This is a genomic window from Paenibacillus amylolyticus (assembly GCF_001570725.1).
Lineage (GTDB): Bacteria > Bacillota > Bacilli > Paenibacillales > Paenibacillaceae > Paenibacillus > Paenibacillus amylolyticus_A.
The window spans coordinates 1,750,477-1,772,000 of the sequence record NZ_BCNV01000001.1 but is presented as its reverse complement, the minus strand read 5'-3'; the positions used below and the strand labels follow the sequence as shown (position 1 = coordinate 1,772,000).

General features: G+C 46.3%; 14 protein-coding genes and 1 pseudogene. All 15 read right to left on the bottom strand.

Annotation, left to right across the window (positions count from 1 at the left end; genetic code table 11):
• Window positions 1-93: 93 nt before the first annotated feature.
• Complete coding sequence (locus PAHA3_RS07945) at window positions 94-807, bottom strand: glycosyltransferase (protein ID WP_062834240.1); 714 nt, start codon at window positions 805-807, stop codon at window positions 94-96.
• A gap of 166 nt (window positions 808-973) precedes the next feature.
• Window positions 974-2,071, bottom strand: a complete 1,098-nt coding sequence (locus PAHA3_RS07940; protein ID WP_062834239.1) for a Gfo/Idh/MocA family protein — start codon at window positions 2,069-2,071, stop codon at window positions 974-976.
• Between the two features lie 12 nt (window positions 2,072-2,083).
• A complete protein-coding gene (locus PAHA3_RS07935) occupies window positions 2,084-3,007 on the bottom strand; it encodes an AraC family transcriptional regulator (RefSeq protein ID WP_235599387.1) in 924 nt (307 codons plus the stop codon).
• Window positions 3,008-3,031: 24 nt separating this feature from the next.
• Entirely contained in the window at window positions 3,032-4,036 is a 1,005-nt protein-coding gene (locus PAHA3_RS07930) for a Gfo/Idh/MocA family protein (RefSeq protein WP_062834237.1), read from the bottom strand.
• Window positions 4,037-4,365: 329 nt separating this feature from the next.
• Window positions 4,366-4,899: a DUF5412 family protein gene (locus PAHA3_RS07925; protein ID WP_062834236.1), complete on the bottom strand. Its 534-nt coding sequence runs from the start codon at window positions 4,897-4,899 to the stop codon at window positions 4,366-4,368.
• An 88-nt stretch (window positions 4,900-4,987) separates the two neighbouring features.
• Window positions 4,988-5,635, bottom strand: coding sequence for a restriction endonuclease (locus PAHA3_RS07920; RefSeq protein ID WP_062834235.1), 648 nt, complete (start codon window positions 5,633-5,635; stop codon window positions 4,988-4,990).
• Between the two features lie 208 nt (window positions 5,636-5,843).
• The gene (locus PAHA3_RS07915) at window positions 5,844-8,636 is read right to left on the bottom strand and encodes an alpha-mannosidase (protein ID WP_062834234.1); all 2,793 of its coding nucleotides are present in this window, start codon (window positions 8,634-8,636) and stop codon (window positions 5,844-5,846) included.
• 18 nt (window positions 8,637-8,654) lie between these two features.
• Entirely contained in the window at window positions 8,655-9,479 is an 825-nt protein-coding gene (locus PAHA3_RS07910; RefSeq protein ID WP_062834233.1) for a carbohydrate ABC transporter permease, read from the bottom strand.
• A 22-nt stretch (window positions 9,480-9,501) separates the two neighbouring features.
• The gene (locus tag PAHA3_RS07905) at window positions 9,502-10,368 is read right to left on the bottom strand and encodes a carbohydrate ABC transporter permease (RefSeq protein ID WP_036608294.1); all 867 of its coding nucleotides are present in this window, start codon (window positions 10,366-10,368) and stop codon (window positions 9,502-9,504) included.
• A gap of 67 nt (window positions 10,369-10,435) precedes the next feature.
• On the bottom strand, window positions 10,436-11,815 hold the full coding sequence (locus tag PAHA3_RS07900; RefSeq protein WP_062834232.1) for an extracellular solute-binding protein: 1,380 nt from the start codon (window positions 11,813-11,815) through the stop codon (window positions 10,436-10,438).
• 79 nt (window positions 11,816-11,894) lie between these two features.
• Window positions 11,895-13,185: pseudogene (locus PAHA3_RS07895) on the bottom strand (glycoside hydrolase family 125 protein).
• A gap of 232 nt (window positions 13,186-13,417) precedes the next feature.
• Window positions 13,418-14,581, bottom strand: a complete 1,164-nt coding sequence (locus PAHA3_RS07890) for a GntR family transcriptional regulator (RefSeq protein ID WP_371327930.1) — start codon at window positions 14,579-14,581, stop codon at window positions 13,418-13,420.
• A 154-nt stretch (window positions 14,582-14,735) separates the two neighbouring features.
• A complete protein-coding gene (locus tag PAHA3_RS07885) occupies window positions 14,736-14,918 on the bottom strand; it encodes a sporulation protein Cse60 (protein ID WP_062834230.1) in 183 nt (60 codons plus the stop codon).
• 140 nt (window positions 14,919-15,058) lie between these two features.
• A complete protein-coding gene (locus PAHA3_RS07880; RefSeq protein ID WP_062834229.1) occupies window positions 15,059-15,820 on the bottom strand; it encodes a YheC/YheD family protein in 762 nt (253 codons plus the stop codon).
• Between the two features lie 200 nt (window positions 15,821-16,020).
• Complete coding sequence (locus PAHA3_RS07875; protein WP_062834228.1) at window positions 16,021-21,270, bottom strand: S8 family peptidase; 5,250 nt, start codon at window positions 21,268-21,270, stop codon at window positions 16,021-16,023.
• Between the last annotated feature and the right edge of the window lie 254 nt (window positions 21,271-21,524).

Here is a 21,524-nt window from a genome sequence, read left to right as displayed (position 1 = left end):
ATATTTTTTTCACTACCTCCAAATTGAACCATTTTGGGCACAAAAAAGACGCATCTGCACGAGCAGATGCATCTTTACTTTCGTTATTCTCCTCTATAACTTCTTATTGGCAAAGGGTCTGAAATCCTCTGTAACCGCAAGTTTGGTGCTTCCCTCCAGGTAAAAGCTATCATCCGCTCTCCACGTATGACTTTTTTTGTTCTGTCTGCGGTGATAGACATAATTGTATGGTGAGGTCGCATACGCTTTGAATCCTCTTTTCCTACATTGTCTCAGGAAGGTTACATCTTCCCCTATTGAACGGTCCGTGAAGCGGACTTTTTTCAAGACCTCTCTTTTAAATAAGATAGTACCTCCTTGTACAAATTCAACCGGTTTATTCTTTTCTGCTGGAGATCTGACCAACAGTGTCTTGGATGCACCCAAGTAGACCAGGCATGAATGTTTGCCCACAATATCACTTTTGGTCCGTTTAAGCTCTCTCACCTGTTCTGTTAAATAATACGGCGAATAGTAGTCATCATCATCAAATTTGGCAATCAACGAAAAGCGAGCCCTTGTTATTCCAGCATTCAGGCTTTGTCCTAACGAAATGCTCTCCGGAACTTGATATACATGAACATTGGCAAGATTTCGAACCCGGTTTTGATATAATGCCAGATTCATACGGTCATGATTCAGGACAATGATCAGCTCTTTGCTTTTATAACGCTGCCGACTGTAATTTTGCAGGATGTTGTCAAAAAATTGCGGCCGATTGGTACACACAACAATGGAAACACCATGACCCGTTTTGTGTTTAGTCAAGACATACCCTCTTTTCAGCTCAATTTTCTCCTATCATATGTGCCGAAATAGAGTCTGGTATGGACCAATAGCTAGGGCGTGTCTCAAAACTCGCTGAATTTACCAAAAAAAACCCTCTGTCTCCAAATACCAGGACAAAGGGTTTTGTAATCTATTCTATTCTGTTCTATGCTTCGCTAGCATTATTCAAGTAAACAGCCTTGCCTGTGCGAGCAGATTCATAGAGTGCTTCCAAGATTTGAGATACAACCAGCGCTTGTTTTGGTGTAACGACTGGCTCCTGATCGTTCTCAATCGCTTCAATCCACTTTCTCATCTCGACATCAGGCGCGCTCTCACTCTTGCCATCGTAGAAAGCTACCCCACCTGCACTCAGTTCAATCTCGTTGGTATATAGACGGCTGAATTTCTCGCCATTGATACGCAGTCCGTTCTTCATATCCGCACCTGCTTCGCTGCCGCTCAAGCTACATTTGGCCTCATCCACGTCCAGGGAGTTCAGTGCCCAGCTGGATTCCAGCATAATCGTTGCGCCATTCTCCATCACAATCATGCCGAAGGCCGAGTCCTCTACAGAGAATTGTTTAGGGTCCCACGGGCCCCAGGCATTGGCTGCATTTTCACGTTGCGAAAGCTCATGATAAGTCGTGCCCAGAACGACTTTTGGCTGATAGTTATCCATCATCCAGAGCGTCAGATCGAGTGCGTGCGTACCAATATCAATCAGTGGACCTCCACCTTGCTTCTCCTCATCCAGGAAAACACCCCAAGTTGGTACTGCTCTACGTCTAATCGCATGTGCTTTGGCAAAATAAATATTACCCAGGTCACCCGCTTCGCACACCTTCTTCAAGTACTGACTGTCTTCTCTGAAACGGTTGTTGTATCCGATGGTAAGTTTCTTGCCGGTACGTTCTGCCGCTTCCAACATGAGTTGTGCTTCAGCAGATGTCTTCGCCATTGGCTTCTCACACATCACGTGTTTGCCTGCCTCCAGAGCAGCAATAGAAATCTCGGCATGAGAAATATTCGGTGTAAGCACATGCACAATGTCCAAAGACTCATCCTTAAGCAATTCCTGATAATCCGTGTAGACTTCGGCTTCAGTAGTGCCATATTTCTGCTTGGCTTCATCCGCACGTTCCTGAACGATATCACAGAAAGCCACCAGTTCAACATTATCCAGTTTACTCAGACTCGGCAGATGTTTACCATTTGCGATTCCACCACAGCCAATAATTCCGATACGATATACTTTACTCATATATATTCACCCTCACTTAAGTATTGGTTGTTTCATTTTACGAAAAGCCGACGGGGTCATCCCCAGACGTTTGCGAAATACAGCATGCAAATAGTTGGCATTATTGAAACCTGAAGCGAGAGCGATCTGTTCAATGGACACGTTACTTTCCTCCAGATTGCGGCACACGGCGCGCAGACGAATATCCTCCAGTACGCGGCTGAATGGCATCTCCGGCTGTACCTGATAGAAGATTCGCTGCAATTGTCTGCTGCTAATATGAAGTTTCTCAGCTACATGCTCCAGCGTGACCACTGTAGGGTGGTTCGCCTCCATATACTGCACTGCATACTCATAGCGATACACCGACATATCCCGCACCGGGGCTTCCGGTCGATTCCCGCCGGTGTCGTAGGCTCGCACGGTTTTAAGTAATATGCTGATGACCAGTTGTTTAATGGACGTATAATATCCTATCAATTTGTGATCACAAGCCTCATAAGCTTCCAAAAAGCAATGCATCGCCCGATGATAATCATTCACTGGTGTATGCGGAAGCGTTCTCAGCTTCTCCATCGTTTCCTCGGATTCAGCGGCTTCCCAGGGATCGACATACTCTCTTGGCTTATGGACAATATCCACATGAAGACATAGTTCATCCATATCCTCTTCGGTGTCGGCCTCCTGATAATGAACAACACCCGGTCCTGTTAGATACAGCATACCTTCCGAGAGTGCATGTGTCTGATCATCCAGAATAACTTTGCCTTTACCTCTCGGGATAAAATGAAACTCAAACTCCGCATGATTATGGAAATCCACAACTCGGCCCGCTGGAAAAGAAGTCAGATGAAATCGCATCACACGAATCTCATAATGTCCCCAAACCATTAAAATATCCAGTCTCTCCAGGAGATCCTGCCGCTCAAGCATTTTCTCATAAGGATACAGGCTCAAGATTGCACCCCTCCCTAATAAAACCTAATCCTTCAACTCATTCAGAGCTATTCTGCGCCCTTCCTTGGCAGAGAGATTCGCAGCTTCCATCAACCGGGTTAGCTCCATAGCGATCTGCACGTTTTCGGTTGCATCCGCATCATTTTGTATATGTGCAACCCATTTATTGAATGCGCTTTCTCTTTGGTCTACCAAAGGAAGTTCAGTCCACTCTTGATACTGTCCCTGTACTGCTTTCGTGCGAATCAATAACTTTTCATCAGGTGTTCCATACAGAAGTGTACCTTCCGTACCATGAACCTCAATCGTAAATGGAGAATGGCTGTTCACAAAACCAGCTTCAACAACGCCGACTGCTCCAGAATCCGTAAACAAGGTTGCGACGGCATTATCTTCCACTTCTTTGCCTGTAATATATCCAAAGTTCGCATTAACCGCTGTTACTTCCTGACCCAGAAACAGTTTGGCGAGATACATTGGATGACAACCCAGATCAATTAGTGCACCGCCCTGACAATCCTTCAGATCATAGAAGTGTTCAGGCAACCAGTTCGAAATCGCTCCATCATGCGATAAACGCGCTCTAACATAAGTCACTTTGCCAAGTAATCCTTGGTTAAGTACATCCTGAATCGTTAGCGTATATCCTGCATTCAGGCGTGGTAAGGAGACTGTCATCTTGACCTTGTTTGCCTTTACCTCATTAAGGATTCTGTTGGATTCCGCCTGTGTCGACGCAATGACCTTCTCCGTAAAGATGTGTTTACCTGCTTTTGCAGCAGCGGTGATTACCTCTTCATGAATGCGAGTTGGCGCATCTACAATAACGGCATCGATGTCGTCCTTGGCGAGCATATCTTCGAGTGAAGCATAGAATGGTACGTTTAAACGTTCAGCTGCTTCCTGCCCCCGCTTGGCATCCTCATCCCACACGGCGGCGATGACTGTATCCTCATGTTCCTGTGCTTGCTTAATGTAATCCCATGCGTGAACATGCCACAAGCTAATTTTACCAATTCGAATGGTCACTGTTGTCTAACCTCCATACTATATAATATTCTGACATTTATCTATAAGTTATCACAGACTTAATCTATTTTTAATAGAAACTCACGACAATTATTGTATAAAATCACGACATGTATTACTTCCCTATTTCATTCATAAAAAAACAAACCAAAGGATTTCAACACAATCTTTCAGTGCAATCCCTTATCGTATCCTTAGTGCATATCAACTAAGTGTAGCCGATCCAACTTCTCTTAACCTTTTTTTCAATATAACGTAAAAAAAAGCGAAACTCCGTAAAGGAATTTTGCTTTAGCTGTCAGTTAACTCTCAAAGAAAATCTTATAAAGTTAAGGGCTACGGCGTACCATTTCACCGCTCAATACATTAACTTTTTGATCATTAATTGAAATCGTGTGGTTATCGACCCATTCCAAGTCTACCTGATCCGTCTTTCCCTCATAGTAAAATACTCTTTTAAACCAGAGTGGACCTTTTAATTCCCCTACAACGCCAAAGGATCCCATGGCTCCAGCGTCAGTTTTATAGAAACTTATTGTATTGTGCTTATCTGGTGAATGCGTAGTCGTAAGTAATTGTTTTGATCCAGAAAATATCGATGTAAATGACAAAGCACCCAACAGTATGAAGATCAATACTACGGAGAGAACCGTCGAGATCCAACTTCTTACCTTCGTAGACTTGTTAGATGTATCTTTAAAACCAAGTATAGCTAGAGCTAGTCCTAAAATAGAGAGAATTAGAATTACATAGTTGGGAGGACTAACTAGCCATTTATTATTCATATGAGAATATAGTGAGTAGATCGAAATAAAGTACAAAAAAAGCACTAAAAATAAAGCAACCCAACTCAATTTCCTCACTAAAATTGCCCCCCTCTTCCCACTTAGGTTATGTATGAATAGTCAACGTAATTAATCATTTTACTACTGAATACTATGCTATGTGTTTTCAGTTACTCATCACTTTTTTTACATACTTTTCTGCCTTGTAATCTTTTCGAACCTCATGTAGCGTGTTGCTATTCGCTTCCGACCAGGATTCAAGTATCATCCTCGGTTCCCCTTCAATGATGTCACGCGCCTCAATCACATCACCGTCTTTAAAAGCCTCAATCACATGAATTAAGTCAGTTCGATCAATCAACTTTACAAAGTTAATACCAGCTAATGTCTCACACGACTCTGTGAAATGAGATGAAGTAATTACGATTGCTTTCTTAGCCTTGTAATATCTCATGCAAGAAAACACCTCTTGTACAGCGCTGATGCCAACTGGATACTCTATTGAGTATCGCTTTGCTTGGATGACATTTCTTACACCTTCCCGATCAGTGAAAACTACGTCTGCACCAAAATCGCGACTTCCTAACGTTTTGTAGACTCCTGAATAACCCAACTCAATTAACAATCTGTACAAGTACATCTCGAAGCCAGAGCCATCCTCCATCCTGTCTATATCAGCGATAGTAATGGCTTTTAAGTCGTAATTCTCCTCAAAAAGCACCGCTGATTTCTTTTGTTTACGTGCTAAACTCAGAACCCAAAGGCTAAGTGCAATAATCACTACAACGAATAATACAAATAAAATATAGATCATTAGCTCTACCTCCATTACAACAAACTAGCACAATAATACCACATTTTTCTATATTGGAAATTAATTATTTTATTGGATAAAAAGAACTTGTACCGTGCAATAAAGTTACTATAGCCTTCAATAAGACCATGTTTTGACTAACAAAAACCTCCTGTCCACACTACCGTGAACAGGAGGTTTCGAAAAGTTATAATGTTCAATAATCAACTCAACGGAACGCGTACCCTTGTGTAACAATCTTGTACCCCGATACCGTCTGGCTGTGCCCCTCCAACGTGTCCTTAACCCGTTCCAGCACATCGCTCTCATAGACGGTGATACATTCAACTCCGAGCTGTACGTTCAATTCAACGGATTCGGAGTTCAAATTATACCACCGAGCAATCAAATCTCCGGTTTCCTCTGCGATCTTCAGTGACGAGAACGCCAGTGCCGAACCTTGTGCATTCCACGCCAGCCATTGCTTCGACAAAGGAAGTTCCACCTTCTGCCCATTAGCTTCGACGTGACTTTCCCGCTCAAACGTACGCGCTAATGACCCTAGCTGTACAGTCGTCCACGGAATCGGATACACATATGCGGATGCACATGCACCTGACTGAGCAGCATCGCCCGCAAATGGAATAATCGCATATTCCACGCTCTGAGGTCCCAGACATTGGGCTTCCGGTGTTTCAAACACACCCCAATCTCCCAGCTCCGAAGAGGCACGGAGCAGCGTAACCGCAATCGTACTGCCCTCTTCATGCTGTAAAATTTCGTATTCATTCAGCCCTTTGTTCGCAATCATCAAGCCATGATCACCATCGGTCACATGTACAAATGCCTGCTGATGCTGTGCATTACTCGGATTCACCCATTCTTTGGCCGGTGTATTGGAGCGTTTGGCGATTTCAAAGATGGAGTCCGCATAATGATCCTCTGTCACCAGTCCTGATGGAAAGAGTGCGCGCAGTCGATGATCCTTGGCCTGATTATTAAAGTCAGACTTTACCTTGACCATATTACTGCCTGCTTCCAATGTATACGTTGTCGTAATCATCAATGGAACAGTGTTCTTGACTCGCTGCGCCTTCCGTTCAGTAAAAGGAACCATCTGTCGCTTCTCCAGCTCGAACAGTTCGTCTGCTCCAGCCGGAATATCCCAGCGTAATACACTTTCCATAACTGCCCGATACGGAGACTGCTCCACAATCCGCAGGTCTGCCTTCAGATGCTCCGTGGTCAGCGTCGTCTCTCCCTCAGGCTGACGATAAACGTATTCATTGCCGATATCACCGGTATTTTCATATGAATTCAATCCCTTGTATACAGCACCAGAGACCTTATCTTCAATCGTTGCCGTACCATTCTCTTCAACTGTCACCCGCAAATGACCGTTCTCCATCATCATTCCCTCAACCTGGATGAGTTGGCTCGAATGGGGCACTTCAGCCATTTCTGCTTGTTTCGCGACTGGAATGAGAGCATACGTTTTATAACCCAGAGAAGGTATATCCATCGCCTGGAAAGTCACTTTTACTTTACGAGCCATATAGGGCTGTCGGAAACGATCCTTCGGAAGTTCATAACCGAAATGTGCACCCAGATCCTTGATTTCTGCCGAATACGTGCGTCCATCCGAATCGACCAGCTGATACACTGGCAGTGCCTCTTTTTCCACTTTCTGAGCAAGCGCTTGAGGATTAGGACCTTCTGGGAAAAATGCTTTATCCACAATCAGATCCATCTCAATTATCCCATTTCGATTCCACCCACTCGTGTTGAACACAGTGAACAGCACTGCTTCCTCTCCCCAAACCTCAGCAGGTTGCACTTGTATAGACTCAGCAATCGCCTGCGCGCTCTGGGAAACCAATTTCTCTGCAAGCTGTCTGCTCTTCGCAAAGCGGGTCACCATCTCACGGTGAACCTCATCGACACTGCATCCGCAGATGCTATCATGCGGGTGGTTCTGCATCAGCATCTTCCAGGCATGTGTCAACAGATGATGCGGATAATCTTTTACCCCAGCTATATGGGCCATGGCGGCCAGTGGTTCGGCTACATTTTCAAGTAACGTCTGCCCCTGCTGATTCAACTGTTTCAAGTAAACTCGTGCGGATGCCGTATTCACCAGTGTTCCCCAACCATCCGTGTGCTGACTCCGAAGCTCCCCCTCAATAGTCGCCAGATGCTCAGGGACTTCCGTCGTAACAGCCTCAATGTAATCGTCAAAATTGGAGTGGATAAATTCTACATCAGGATACAAAGCCGCTGCCGTACGTAATGCCTCGGGCAGATCCGTCTGGATCGGCTGGTGATCACAACCATTCATGAACAACAGATGTGGGGTCGAGGCGAATTTCTCGGCATCTTCCAGATTTTTATCCCAATAGGCTCGGGCTTTCTCCGGATCAACCGGAACTTCCATCCCATTGCAGTACCAATTCGCGAACAAAATGCCGAGTACTTCCGAACCATCCGGCGAACGCCAGATCATCTCGGAATAGGGAGATTCATAACTGTCTGCATCAACCACCGCATTATTGAATCCGGTAGGCTTCACCCCGCGCCCGAAGATTGCGTTATGGATGTCCGCCTGTTGCAGAATCTGCGGTGCCTGTCCCATATTTCCAAACGAGTCTGGAAAATATCCCGTCTTGGATATCAAGCCCAAAGGTAGAGCATCACGATGACCGATGAGCAGATTACGCAAGTTGGCCTCGCTGCTGGTCAGAAATTCATCCTGTAACACATACCATGGGCCAAAATGGATGCGTCCTTCACGAATATAACGGTCGAGCCTCTCCTGTTGTTCAGGCCGAACCTGCAAATAATCTTCACGAATAATCGTCTGCCCATCCAGATGGAAATAGCGATATTCCGGGTCCTGATCGAGCGTGTCCAACAGTTTATCCATCAGCTCAATGAGCAGTACATGATGATGTTCATAAGGCATATACCATTCGCGGTCCCAATGGGTATGCGAGATGAGATGTGCCGTCTTTTTGGTTGTCATGTTGCGTACCTCCTGTCATTAACCTTTGGTTGCCCCGCCCATGCTGAAGCCCTTGGACATGTAACGCTGGGAGAAAATATATAGCACAACCGAAGGCATTGTATAAAGTAGTGAAAATGCAGCCAATCTTCCGTATTCAACCATACCGTGGCTGCCGAAAAATTGATAAATCGTGACCGATGCCGGAAGTTTCTCCGGTGTCTGGAGCAGGATGTATGGCACGAAGAAGTTACCCCAACTTCCGGAAAAGGTAAATATCGCTATCGTTGCAATACCCGGCAGCATCAACGGAGCTACAATTCGTCTCAATCCATTCCACACGGATGCACCATCAATCCATGCCGATTCTTCCAGATCAATTGGCACCGAATCCATGAAGTTTTTCATCATCCAGATGCCGTACGGAAGTGAGGATGCCGTCAGGAACAGCATCGTGGCAATGATGCTATTTTGCATTTTGAAGAACAGAAACATTTGAAATACCGGAACCATCACGGCAGTAATCGGAAGAGCTGTCATGAACAGAATGGATAACAGGAAGCTTTTTTTGAATCTCATTTCATAACGGGATAAAGGATACGCAGCAAGAACCGATACCACAACAACTAATATCGCTTGCCCTCCCGACAGAATCAGGCCTACACCGAATGAACGAAGATTGCTCGAATCCCCGAGTACATCTTTGAAATTTTGAATGGTCCAGGTACTGGGCATTTTGATGCCCTGCTGCGCGTTCGGGTCAAATGAAGCCAGAATGATCCAGAGCAGCGGCAATAAAAAACAGAGCCCTAGAAAAACTAGAATCCCGTACTGGATTTTGCGTTGAAGCCCATGTTTGACCATAGGGATCGAACCTCCTTCATGGTTACACTTTCACTTTCATGGATCGCATGTAGAACAGGCTGGCGATAATACCGATGAACAACAGAACCAACGAGATGGCTGTGCCGTATCCAAATTGATAGTTCACAAAGGCCTGGTTGTACATGAAGATCGGTAAGGTTTGTGTTGAAGTACCCGGGCCACCACCCGTCATTGTATAGATCAGCGTGAACACACCCAGTGTCTGTAGGGTAACCAACATCATGTTGGTCACGATGGACCCTTTTACCATTGGAATCGTAATGTGTCTGACAATCTGGAACCCGGTGGCACTATCAATAATCGCAGCTTCTTCAACTTCCTTCGGGATATCATCCAGTGCCGACTGATAGACCATCATCGAAAAGGCTGTGCCGTGCCAGATATTTGCGATGATGACACTCACCATAGGGAAACTGAACAACCAGGAGACTGGATTCGCTCCAAACCAGCCGAGAATCTGATTCAATGAACCATTGTCACTGAAAAAGGCCACCATACAGAATGCCACGACAATCTCAGGTGTCACCCAACCGGCAATGACGATGATGCCAATGACCCGGCGGAACGTCACATTTTTCTCCTTCATTAGAAGAGCTAGAATGAACCCAAGCAATACCTGACCAATCACTGCGGAGAAGATGAGAAAGACCAGCGTGCGCCAGACACTAATCCTGAAGTCCGGATCATGGAACATATTAATGAAATTCTGGAATCCGACAAATTCCAAACTCTTGGCTGCCGCCCCGGTCAAAGCCATGTTCGTAAAGGCAAAACAGATCGTCAGAATGATGGGAACAATGAAAAACACAAGTAATAACAGTACGGAAGGCATTAGAAACAGAAATGAGCCTGGTGCTTTCCTTTTCATAAGTCACTCTCCATTCGAACCGGAAAAAGGGGAGATTGTGCCTCCCCCTCCGAATATATCGATATCCTTATTTCTCTTCGATGCTGTCCGCGCCAAGGGAACGGGATACGTTGTCCTTCAATTGCGTAATTCCCTCTTCCGGCGTCAGCTTGCCAGAGGCAATGCTCTCAACAATGCTTTGCAATTGTGCAGATACCGCTGCATATTGATCATTCGCTGGACGGAAGTGGGCCACATTCAAGAGTTCCTGTGCTTCTTTGGTATATGGACGATCCGTATAACCTTCAACTTCAGTGGAATCATTACGCGGACTGAGGCTGCCTTCTGCTACTACACGAGCAGTCGCATTTTCTTTATTCATCAGGAACTCGATAAATTTCCAAGCCTCTTCCTTGTTCTTCGCTTGTGCAGGAACAGACCACGCCCATCCTCCAGACATCGTAGTTGCTCCAGGTTCTTCCCCATTTTGTGTTGGGAATGGCGCAAAGCCTATTTTCTCTTCGACGTTGGCAATTGGAGCAGCACCGTTCTCGGCCCATGTCGAACCTGCCCAGCTACCATCTACAGCCATCGCCAGTTTGTCTTGTGGGAACTGTTGCTGGAATGCAATACTGCCAGCTTGTCCATTCAAGGCTACCTGCATGGTCGGACCTGTTTTATCCGTGTTAAACACTTGATCTATGAATTTGAAGGAATCCAGCAGTCCCGGGCTGTTCACGACCCATTTCTTGCTGGTGTCGTTATACAGCGTATCCGCCGTACCATAGAGCAGCATTTCCAGTGTTTGCATAGTAACTCCTTCACCGTTCGCTTTGCCCACAATCATATTAAGTGGTGTCACACCCGGCAGTTTTTGCTTGATGGTACGTGCTGCTTCGAGTACTTCTGCCCAGCTTGCAGGTTTGAAAGGAACTTCGAGACCCGCTTGTTGGAACAGTTCCTTGTTGTACCAGATCCCGCGTGTGTCCGAGGTAGCCGGAACGCCATACACCTTGCCGTCTTCACCTGTAACCCCTGCCTTCAGGTTGTCGATGATGTGTTCTTCCCAATCGGACCATCCTTGAACCTGTGAATCCAGCGGCTCCAGATATCCGGCAGCAGCATCGGATTTGATGATGGATGTATCTTCTGCAATGACATCTGGCGCCGTATCAGGCGATTTCATCTGCAAAACCATTTTGGACGTATAATCACCCTCACTTGCCAATACAGGCGCGATGTTGATTTTGATATCCGGATTTTCTTTCTCAAATTGATCCACCAAACCTGATTGGAAAAACTTCGTAAGTGTATCTTCAGATCCTGAAGAACGGAACGATACAGTTACTTCCTTCTTGCCATCACTGGTTGTGCCTGTGCTTGAGCTTCCGCCCGAACAGGCTGTAGTAAGAATGAGCAAGGATGTCATAACTGCTGCTACCGGCATTTTCAATGATATTTTTCTCATGATTCGCTCTCCTCTTGTCGGAATTCAACGAACTCCGAACGTTATGATGTACTCGCAGGCTATCTCTTGCTTTCCTATCCTATTTCTGTACGCGGAATCCGCAATAATCCATCATCAGTTCACTAAAGAGCATGTTGGACCATGAAAACCATGGACGTGTATATTCATGTGGATTGTTGGCCGAAAAACCTTCATGGGTCCGCATCCGTCTTATGGATGAGCTGCAGCAATCGTAGTTTTTCGTTGCGATCCTCTGTAGTCAGCCCCTGCATCGATAAAGCGATATGCCAGATGTACCCTTCCGGTGTATGCGGACTACCAATTCCCGCTGCCGCTGTTCCTTCATAAAAATACGGGTTGTGCGAGGATAGAATGAAGCGGCGTGTATTCTGATACACCACGTCGTTCTCATCCACATATCCGAGATAAGGTAAAGACAGCAGACTCGGCACATTGGCATCATCCATCAGATTGTGATTGCCTTTCCCATCCGTTTCGTATGCATATATGGTTCCATATTCCGGATGTTCAACGGTGCCGTAATCCTGAATACCTTTGTTGATCTGTTCCTCCAACTGCTTAGCAGTCGCTGCCAGCGTTTCATCCTTGAGCACAGCTTCAGCAATTTCCTGCAGATATCGAAGCGCCACAACGGCGAACATATTGGATGGAATCAGATATCCATATTCACAGCGATCGTCGCTGGGACGGAATCCCGACCAGGTCATGCCTGTGTATACCGTTTCAGTACCTCGTCCCTCTCGGGTGAGCGTATCGGTTTCGGGAGCATCCAGACGTTGGAACGTGTAGGGTGATTTCGTCTCATGATGTTGCTCCACTTGCCATAACTGCATGATGATCTCGGCTGCTTTACGGAACGTATCATTGAATTGAGCTGTTCTCCCCGTGTTCTTCCACAGGAGATAACTGAGCTGAATCGGATAAGCCAGTGAGTCGATCTCATACTTCCGTTCCCAGATCCAATCATTCATCTGCGTCAGGTCTTCCTGATGTCCTTTTCCACTCTCCGTCTCATTAAAAGCGTTTGCATAAGGGTCCAGGAGAATATAATTCAGTTGACGTTCAACCAGTCCAGCGATCATGTCAGCGATATCTTCATCCTCTAAAGCGAGAAGCAGATAAGGTCTGACCTGAGCGGCAGAATCACGTAACCACATCGCAGGAATATCTCCTGTAATCACAAAAGTTGTTCCATCTTCTTTGCGCTGAATTGTGGTCGCCATCGTATTGGTGAAACAATTTTTGAACATTTGGTTAAGTTCCGGATGGTCCGGCATACGTTTGTTAACCTGATCAACCATGTCGTATATCGAGGGGGAAATTTCTTGATTATCTCTGGGTGTCAGCATGTTGTCCTCCTTATGTAATCCAGTTTGTTAACCGCTTTCATCATCCTAAAACGAATATAATGTTATGTCAATATATTTATTTATATATTAGCATGTTATTTTAATTAAACGACAACAAATAGTATACCAATCAAATTAACTATCCCCTTTTTATCCGCACAAAAAAGAGGCCTCGTTTACACGAAGCCCCTGATTCAACACAATGAATATTAAGCCATTAAAATTCACCTTTTTATCTCACCGTACTCGTCGATTTCCCCTTCACCAAGCGGGCAGGAAGAACGACTCTATTCACTGCAGTTTCGTTGTTCTGCATACTTTGAAGCACCATTTCGAATGCTTGTTTTCCCATATCAAACTGGCTTTGTCTCATATGTGTTACACGACTGCCTTCGGCAGCGTTCGGACTATCAAAGCATATGATGGACACATCTTCCGGAATCCTCAGACCAAGCCGATCTGCTGCCTGCTCTGCAAGTAAAGCAATATGATACTCCGCAGCAAAGAGTGCAGTAATCTGCGGGTATTTCTGTAAATGTTCCACCAGTGTCTCCACATCACGGACCTCGACTTGAGGATCGAACACACTGGGCAATGTCGAAAGAAAAGATTCCAACCACAGTTCCCTGTTTACCAGCACTCCTTGATCGTGATGAGCCTCAATGATGCCTTCAATTCGTTCTTCAATTGGAGTGGTGTTCGCTGGAGGCTCTGTCAGAAAAGCGATGTGTCGGTGACCTAGGTTGAACAGATAATTCGTCCCTTCTCTCGCCGCGCCTACGTTATCCGTACTGACAGATGAAGCCGGAATGCCTTTCAAATACCGATCAATCAGGACAAACGGGAATTTGTTAACGACCAGTTTAAGAATCTCATCGCTGAAGTATTCACCCTGTGCGGGAAAGATAATCAATCCGTCCACACCCAGTTCCAGCAGTTCCTGAATACTCTGTTCCTCCTGCTCGGGAATCCCGAAGGATCGTCTAAGGACGAGAAAACAATCATGCTCTCGCGAAGCTTCTTCCATCCCATATAACAGTTCTGTACCGTACATGTCACTGAAGTTGGTCATGACCAGGCCAATGAGCAGCTTCTTCTCCGGATCTTTAACCGCAGCACGCGGAGCAGATTTGGCAGGTCTTTCCTGTAACATATCTGCCGTATCAGCTACAAAAGAACCCCTTCCCGGCTGACGAACAATTAATTGTTCACTCGCCAACATCTCAAGCGCTTTTTTCGTCGTAATCCGGCTAACTCCGAATTCATCACATAATTCCTTTTCCGAAGGAACACGCTCACCCACTTGATATTGATGAAGCTGTATCCGTTCACGCAAGGATTCAAAGATCTGTTCATACATCGGCTTGGATGCCGAGTCTTTCCCCAATACAAGCACCTCCATAAATACCCATACTTCTCATGTTCTACATCCTAATATATCATGTTATATCATTAATGTGAAGAAAGAGAAGACTCACCTTCTGTCATATGAGCGCAAAAGAAAAAGCATCCCCATGGAATGCTTCATTTTCTAAAGTTCATGATTAAATTTATTTGGCATACATAACCATAGCCGAGAAATGATTTATAACATAACCACCGTTAGAAACGGCTACTTGAGAATACTTGATATCCACTACATTTACAGTATTGATCCCATTTAAAAATTCATTCATTTCTTTCTCCAACTCTAAAGTACTTGCATTTTCAAATATTTTCACTTGTGTTCTCATCGTTCATCTCCCTATCCATCTGATAATGACTTAAGGGATATACGTCTTTTAGGCATTTAGGTCGCATATCAAACTGCCTTTCTCCCACCCGCCCCTTGCAAAACTTATATTTTTTGGCTTCTTTTTGACTACGGTATCTTTTAGGGTCTGTTCTGACGATCATATTGGATCACCTTACGATACATCGTCTTGTCCTTTAGCTGATTGAAAATATAGGGATCTGGCTTGGCATTTACCTCAATAATCCATGGCGTTAGACTTCGATCAAGCCCGATATCCACCCCAATGCTCTTCAAACGAGTGTACTTCTTACTCATGTGTCGGGCTATGTCAATGCCCAAGCGGTTCATCTCTTGGATCAATTTTTTAATCCGCTTGTCGGAAGCGTGGGATTTAAGCAAGGTGTGAATACTCATTGGCTTGGCACCACTATGGTAGTTGGTCACGATTTTCTTGGGATGACCCAGTCGGCCGATGACCCCGGTCGCTTCCCATTTCTGCCCGGGATTCAACTGGACCATTACCCGTATGTCAAAGCGCCTGTTGTGATATTGCAAGAGATGAATACCTCGCTGAATGAGATAGCTTTTCTGCTTAACCAGATGGGTCAGACTTCGATGAAACGACTCGAAGCTGTTGAACGTCAGGCGCTTTTGATGGATCTGGTAGGCAAAATGGTGATGATTGTGCATCTCAGCCTTAATGACTCCCATTCCAAAGGTGCCTATCTCAGGTTTGATATATACCATTCTATATTTCCCCAGCATGGACTTAAGGTTAGATTGGCTATATCGCTGTGTATCAGGGATGAATGGTTTGATAGCCGAGTTGTTCAGCAGTATTTTAGTTTTGAGCCATTTACTTCGTAACGGTTGGGATCGTTGTAATGCATCAACTCCCACTGTTCACTCCTCCTGTTGTCGTATTTGTTGATCCTAATGCTGCAAACCATGCAGTATATGCAATTCTCTCGAACTAATCTTAGGCGTCAGCTATGAAAAGAGAATATAACAAAAAGCCGACAAGCCCTGATACCTCGGCTTATCGGCTTCTTGCTTAGATAGTCAAAACACAGTTAACATCCGGTTCACACTTTGAATAATTAAGATTGCAAACCCTCAGTGGACGGTGGACTGGATTCATTAGATTCCGTCTCTGCTGGGCTCGAATCTGGTTCTGGAACTGATTGTTCTTGTGCTGCGCTGACGAACAATCGTCCAGCTGCTTCCGTCTCTACTTTGTTGCCAGCTGCATCCTGGGCACGAATCACGATAACTCCGCCCTCAAGAACAAGGGATGAAGGTGTAGTGTACGTACCTGTGTAGCGACCAGGCGCAGTCTCCACCAACGGAATCTCTCCTGCCCCTTGGGCACTCAGATTCAGCGGTAACTGAATTCGGAAAGAGGCTTGCAGACCAGGTTTACTGTCAAATGAAACGGTGACACTCTCCCCTGATGTGATGCGAACATCTTCAGCTGGCGTAATGTTCGTAAGTTCTGGCAATGCCGTTTCCACGTAGACGGTACGCGTTACGGTTGTTTTGTTGCCAGCGATATCGGTTGCTGTAATGGTAATCGTGTTCTCGCCTTCATTGACCAATACGCGATGACTGAAGCTTCTGTCTTTGCCCACTTGTACGGTTTGTCCGTTAACGGTTACTTTATCGAGGAATTGTTCCACGACATTACCCGTTACGTGAACCACTTCTGCATTGATGCGATCCCCTTGAGCAGGCGTGAGAATCGTCAATTGCGGTTTGGTCTGATCCAGAATAAGGACGACGGGGAGTGAACGGTCGGTTGTTTTGCCATCCACCACGGCCTCGGCAGTAATCGCATTAATCCCAGAACGGAGTTTCACACCGTACGAGAATTTCCCATTCGCCACGGTTGTAGTGCCAGCCAGATCCTTGCCGTTGTAAAACTTGATCTGGGCACCGGATGCCGGAGACGTTCCCGATATCGTAAAAGTTGACTGATTCGTGTATGTGTTCGCTGGTGTCGTAAGCACAGGTGCATTTACCGGATATCTCACAACTGCACGAATCATGTAGTTACCTTCTTCTGCAGGTGAAGTGCTCCACGCGCCACCTACTCGCTGCCAGCTTCGACCTGCATTCGTACCATTCTCATCAGTAGCCAGTCCCGGAGCACCAGTTCCAGCTACACTCTGTACATACACAATATAGAAATCACCTGTTACAATGACCGGTTCCGGGAATTCAACGGTTGTCCATTGATCGTTACGAAGTGCAGTACCGTCAAATGGTCCAGCCAGTTGTCGTCCCGGAGCACCGCCAGTACCCGAAGCATCATAGACAGCATATTGGAACGCTGTACCTCCAGGTACAGGCCATTCGGTGTTCCAGAATCGGAACGATGCACCTGTTAGTTGAGCGGTCTCCAGCTCTGGTGTCATTCGAACCGCCCAAGCGTTATCCGCAGCGTTAAAAGCTCGTGCGTTCTCTGCTGTTCCATCATCATAAGCAATTTCCCCTGGGAAACCGATGAATGGTTTCAAGGCAACATTCGCCTCTGCCGTACCATTACCAGGTACAGTTACAGTAACGGTTTTACTGTAATAATCAGCAGCACGGATGGACAGAGTATAACTTCCTTCCAATACCTGAATAACGAAGCTGCCATCTGAACCTGTGCGGACTTCACCTACCTTCGCATCTTCCACCACGAGAACGGAAGCATCAGCCAGTGGTTGTCCTGTCCGCTCATCCGTTACTACACCTTCAATCTGTCCATGCGGAATTGCCTCCAGATTAAAGTTGGCTTTGGCTCCACTGCCATCGGTGATCGTTACCTGCTGAGTTCGAGGATAATATCCATATGCCTCAGCTTTTAACGTGTAATCACCAGCTACGTGTGTGAAGCTATACTTGCCTGTAGCCGAATCCGTTTTCACTGAACGACCGGTTTCCAGCACCGTAACCGTTGCACTTGCAGGCAGGCTTTGCGGATTAACCGAACCTGTTCCTGGTTTTTCAACTTCCGGTTGTTGCTGTTTCGTTTTATTAAATTCGGCTTTGTCAGTCCGTGAAATTTTGTACCATGGGTTATCATAGGACGGTTTCGGTTTGTCGCTATTAAGCACAACCGCACTGTCCTCGGTTACGGTCTCCGCAGAAACACCCAGTACACGGAAATCATCAATGAACCAGCCTGTCTTCACGACACTGTTGTCTGAGGTCAGACGGAACCGGAATTGAACTTCATTGCCGGTAAGTGCATCGAGGTCATAGAATACCGGTGCCCATTGTTTGCCGTTTGTACTGTGTGAGAATTTGCCCAATTCCGACCATGTTGTTCCACCATCTTTGGTAGCTTCCACATAACCGTAATCGTATCCACTCTCAATCTCGTACCAATGATTAAACGCAAGGGTCCCTTCGGATACATTCGTCAAATCAATAACCGGAGATACGAGTGAATAGTTAGAGCCATTCTCGTACGTATTGTCCAGATCAGTCGCCCAGACATTCGGCGGAGAAACAGCACTGGCAGGTCCCGTTACCGGAATGCCCCGTTCCCACTCATCTTTGGTTCCCGAGTGAGTCCAGCCATTATCATCACTGCCGTCAAAATGATCGATATAGATGTCCTGAGGCACCTCTACTGTAATGGATACCTCATTCGACTTGTCGCTTTCATTGCCACTATAATCAAGTGCGGCAACGGTATAGTAATACGTCGAATCCGTCACGGTAGACGTATCTGTAAACGTTGTTCCTGTTGCAGTTCCAATGGATTCATAACCTGTACCTGCGGTTGTGGAACGATATACGATATAGGATTCGAGATCCTCATCGCTCGGCCCAGTCCAGCTCAAGGCTACATTGCCCAGAATATCAGCAGTCGCAGACAATCCGGCAGGTGCCCCCGGCGCAATCTCATCCAAGGCTTCTACTGCGAAATCATCAATGTACCAACCTGCCTTTTGCACCGAGTTATCACTGGTCAGATTGAATTTGATAAATACCTGCTGTCCCGCGTATTCGCGAAGGTCCACATATTGTGTCTTCCAGTTACCGCCAGTGCCCGTGAAGCTCAGCAACTCTTCAAACACATAGTCGCTGTCCTCGGAAGCAATGTATACCTTGCCAAAGTCGATGTTATTCTCCAAATCATACCAGTGCTTGAAGGATAATAATGCACCTTCCGGACTCTCGGTAAGATCAATTGGCGGCGCAAGCAGATATGCATTACTATTCGCCACATAAGTCCCTTGCAGGTTAGTTGCAATCACCTTCTCACCAGAGTATGCACTTCCAGGACCGCTGCTTGGCGCTCCCCAGACCCAGGTACTTCCGGTCCCACCAGTGGTGAATCCCAGCTGATCTTCTTCAAAATCCTGAAGATATCCTGGCTGAACACCATTGGACACAGCCACTTTGTATACCTGACTTTCGAATCCGTTGTTGCCGTAATCGTTCACACGAATATAATACTCCACGCCTTGTGGCTCAATAAGAAATGCCGGAATGGTCGCTGTATACGTACCATCTTTGCTATCTCCAGCAATTCGATTCATCGGCAGATAAACGTACTGGTTGGTACCTGTCGTTTTGGCAAAAGCCTCGACGGAGACTACCGCGACGTTATCTGTCACATGAGCGGTTAATGGTATATCGATGCCTGTAAAGGCAGAATTGACAGGGGTATGTGCCAGTACCGGCTCTTCCAGATCATCTCCGGCAGTAACTACTCTGCCGGATACCGTACCGATTCCTTCGAGTACAGAACCCACAGCATCGAGGGCATTAATGATGCCGTGACCGTAACCGTTATTAGGGGAGGTCGGATATTGACTGTCCGTTCTCGGTGTTGCTGTATCTGTAATGATCTGCTCCAGCTGATCCACAGTAAGGGAATGATTGGCCTGTAGCAGGAGTGCGGCAAGCGCAGTTGTATGCGGGCCTGCCATCGACGTGCCGTTCCAGCCTCCCTCATATACACCACCCGGAACTGCTGAACGGATATTTACCCCAGGGGCAGATACTTCTGGCTTGATCTCACCATACGGAGATGGACCCAGCAGCGAGAAGGAAGCCAGGTTACCATTAATATCTGTGGCTCCCGTGGCGAAACTTTCAGGGTAATTGGCAGGGTTCGCGACAGAGCCAGGACCACCCGGATTCGTCAGTCTTACATTACCTGCGGAGAACTCGGGAAAGATCTGCGCATCACGCCAGGCTTGGACCATAGGCCGGAACCATTCATCCAGTCCTGCGCCTCCGCCCCACGAGTTGTTTACGACATCCGGTGCAAGTTCAGGATGCAGATTGCCTTCTGCATCGACCGGAGCGATCAACCACTGTCCACCATCCAGAATAATGGCATCCGTTGTTTCCGGATTGAATATGCGTACACCAATCCATTTTGCACCGGGAGCAACCCCGATCTGGTTGGTGCCATCCGCTTCAGAGCCAACCATCGTACCCATCGTGTGTGTACCATGTCCGTCTTCGTCCGCAGGAAGGGAAGCATTACTATGCGGATCATACCAGCTCAGTTCGGGATCAACGATATTGCCCGAAGCATCCAGTCCCCGCCATTTGCTGCGAAGCGCCGGGTGGGTATAGTCCACACCGCTGTCCAGATTGGCAACGACAATTCCTGTTCCATCAATGCCCCGATCCCACACGGCTGGCGCATTGATGTAATCCAGGTTCCATTCCACATTCTCTGTCGCAAGCTTGTCCTTCGCAGCAGGTTCCTTGTCTTTAACTCCGACTGCCGAGTCTTTAGCTGGCGTTTGGTCAACATCCTTGGCTGGAGCCGCATTTGCCGCTTCTTTACTTACTTCCGCTTTCTGTAAGTATCTTGTCTCATTCGGTAGAACTTTCTCTACCTCAGGCAGCAGCGCAATCTGCTCCATGACTTCTTTGGTACTCGTTACTGCCAATGAATTGACGATAAAATAGCTTTTATATTCTTTGACCTTGCCCAGGTCAATTTCCTTTTCCAGATAACTTTCCAATGTATATTGTGTACGTGAGGCCGTTTCCCGCAGAGAGCTGACGACGGAATTTCGAACGGACAGCTTCGTGGCTGAGGCCGTTTGTTTGGCGATCGTCGCCTTTTCCAACGCCTGTTTGGAGACCGCTGCTGTATCCACCTGCTCCTTCATTTTCACCAGATAGGTAACATATTCACTACCTTCAAATTCTTTGGTCAACTTGGCGTTTACTTTGGATTCCGTAACTTTGGCGAGTCCAGATTTCATATCCAATTTGGATGATGGGGAGTTTTCAGCTGAAACCGGATGAACGATCGAAAATGCAAGGAGAAGCGAGAGCCCCATGGAGATGGGCTTGCGTAACCGATTAATCTTTATCAAACTTTTCCACTCCTTTTACCCGGTTTTGTAATTTAGTCTGGTACATATGCCCTTCTCTGCAGAATAAAACGGTAAAATGATCTTTATTACGGACGAAATAGACGCCCTGGTTTTCACATAAAGCCTCACCTCCTTTACAGGTCTGGTTAGGGAACAATATGAGTCAGAAGAGATAACTAGATCATTCTATGATTTTTCGCTTGGACGTTTAGGAGATGGAACAACTCGGATTAAGCCATGAGAGTGAAAGGTGT

What these genes read in the sequence shown, in the direction of transcription:
- PAHA3_RS07920 (WP_062834235.1), bottom strand. Translation starts at nt 5,635, where the DNA reads ATGATCTATATTTTATTTGTATTATTCGTTGTAGTGATTATTGCACTT.
- PAHA3_RS07940 (WP_062834239.1), bottom strand. Translation starts at nt 2,071, where the DNA reads ATGAGTAAAGTATATCGTATCGGAATTATTGGCTGTGGTGGAATCGCA.
- PAHA3_RS07900 (WP_062834232.1), bottom strand. Translation starts at nt 11,815, where the DNA reads ATGAGAAAAATATCATTGAAAATGCCGGTAGCAGCAGTTATGACATCC.
- PAHA3_RS07910 (WP_062834233.1), bottom strand. Translation starts at nt 9,479, where the DNA reads ATGGTCAAACATGGGCTTCAACGCAAAATCCAGTACGGGATTCTAGTT.
- PAHA3_RS07905 (WP_036608294.1), bottom strand. Translation starts at nt 10,368, where the DNA reads ATGAAAAGGAAAGCACCAGGCTCATTTCTGTTTCTAATGCCTTCCGTA.
- PAHA3_RS07885 (WP_062834230.1), bottom strand. Translation starts at nt 14,918, where the DNA reads ATGAGAACACAAGTGAAAATATTTGAAAATGCAAGTACTTTAGAGTTG.
- PAHA3_RS07915 (WP_062834234.1), bottom strand. Translation starts at nt 8,636, where the DNA reads ATGACAACCAAAAAGACGGCACATCTCATCTCGCATACCCATTGGGAC.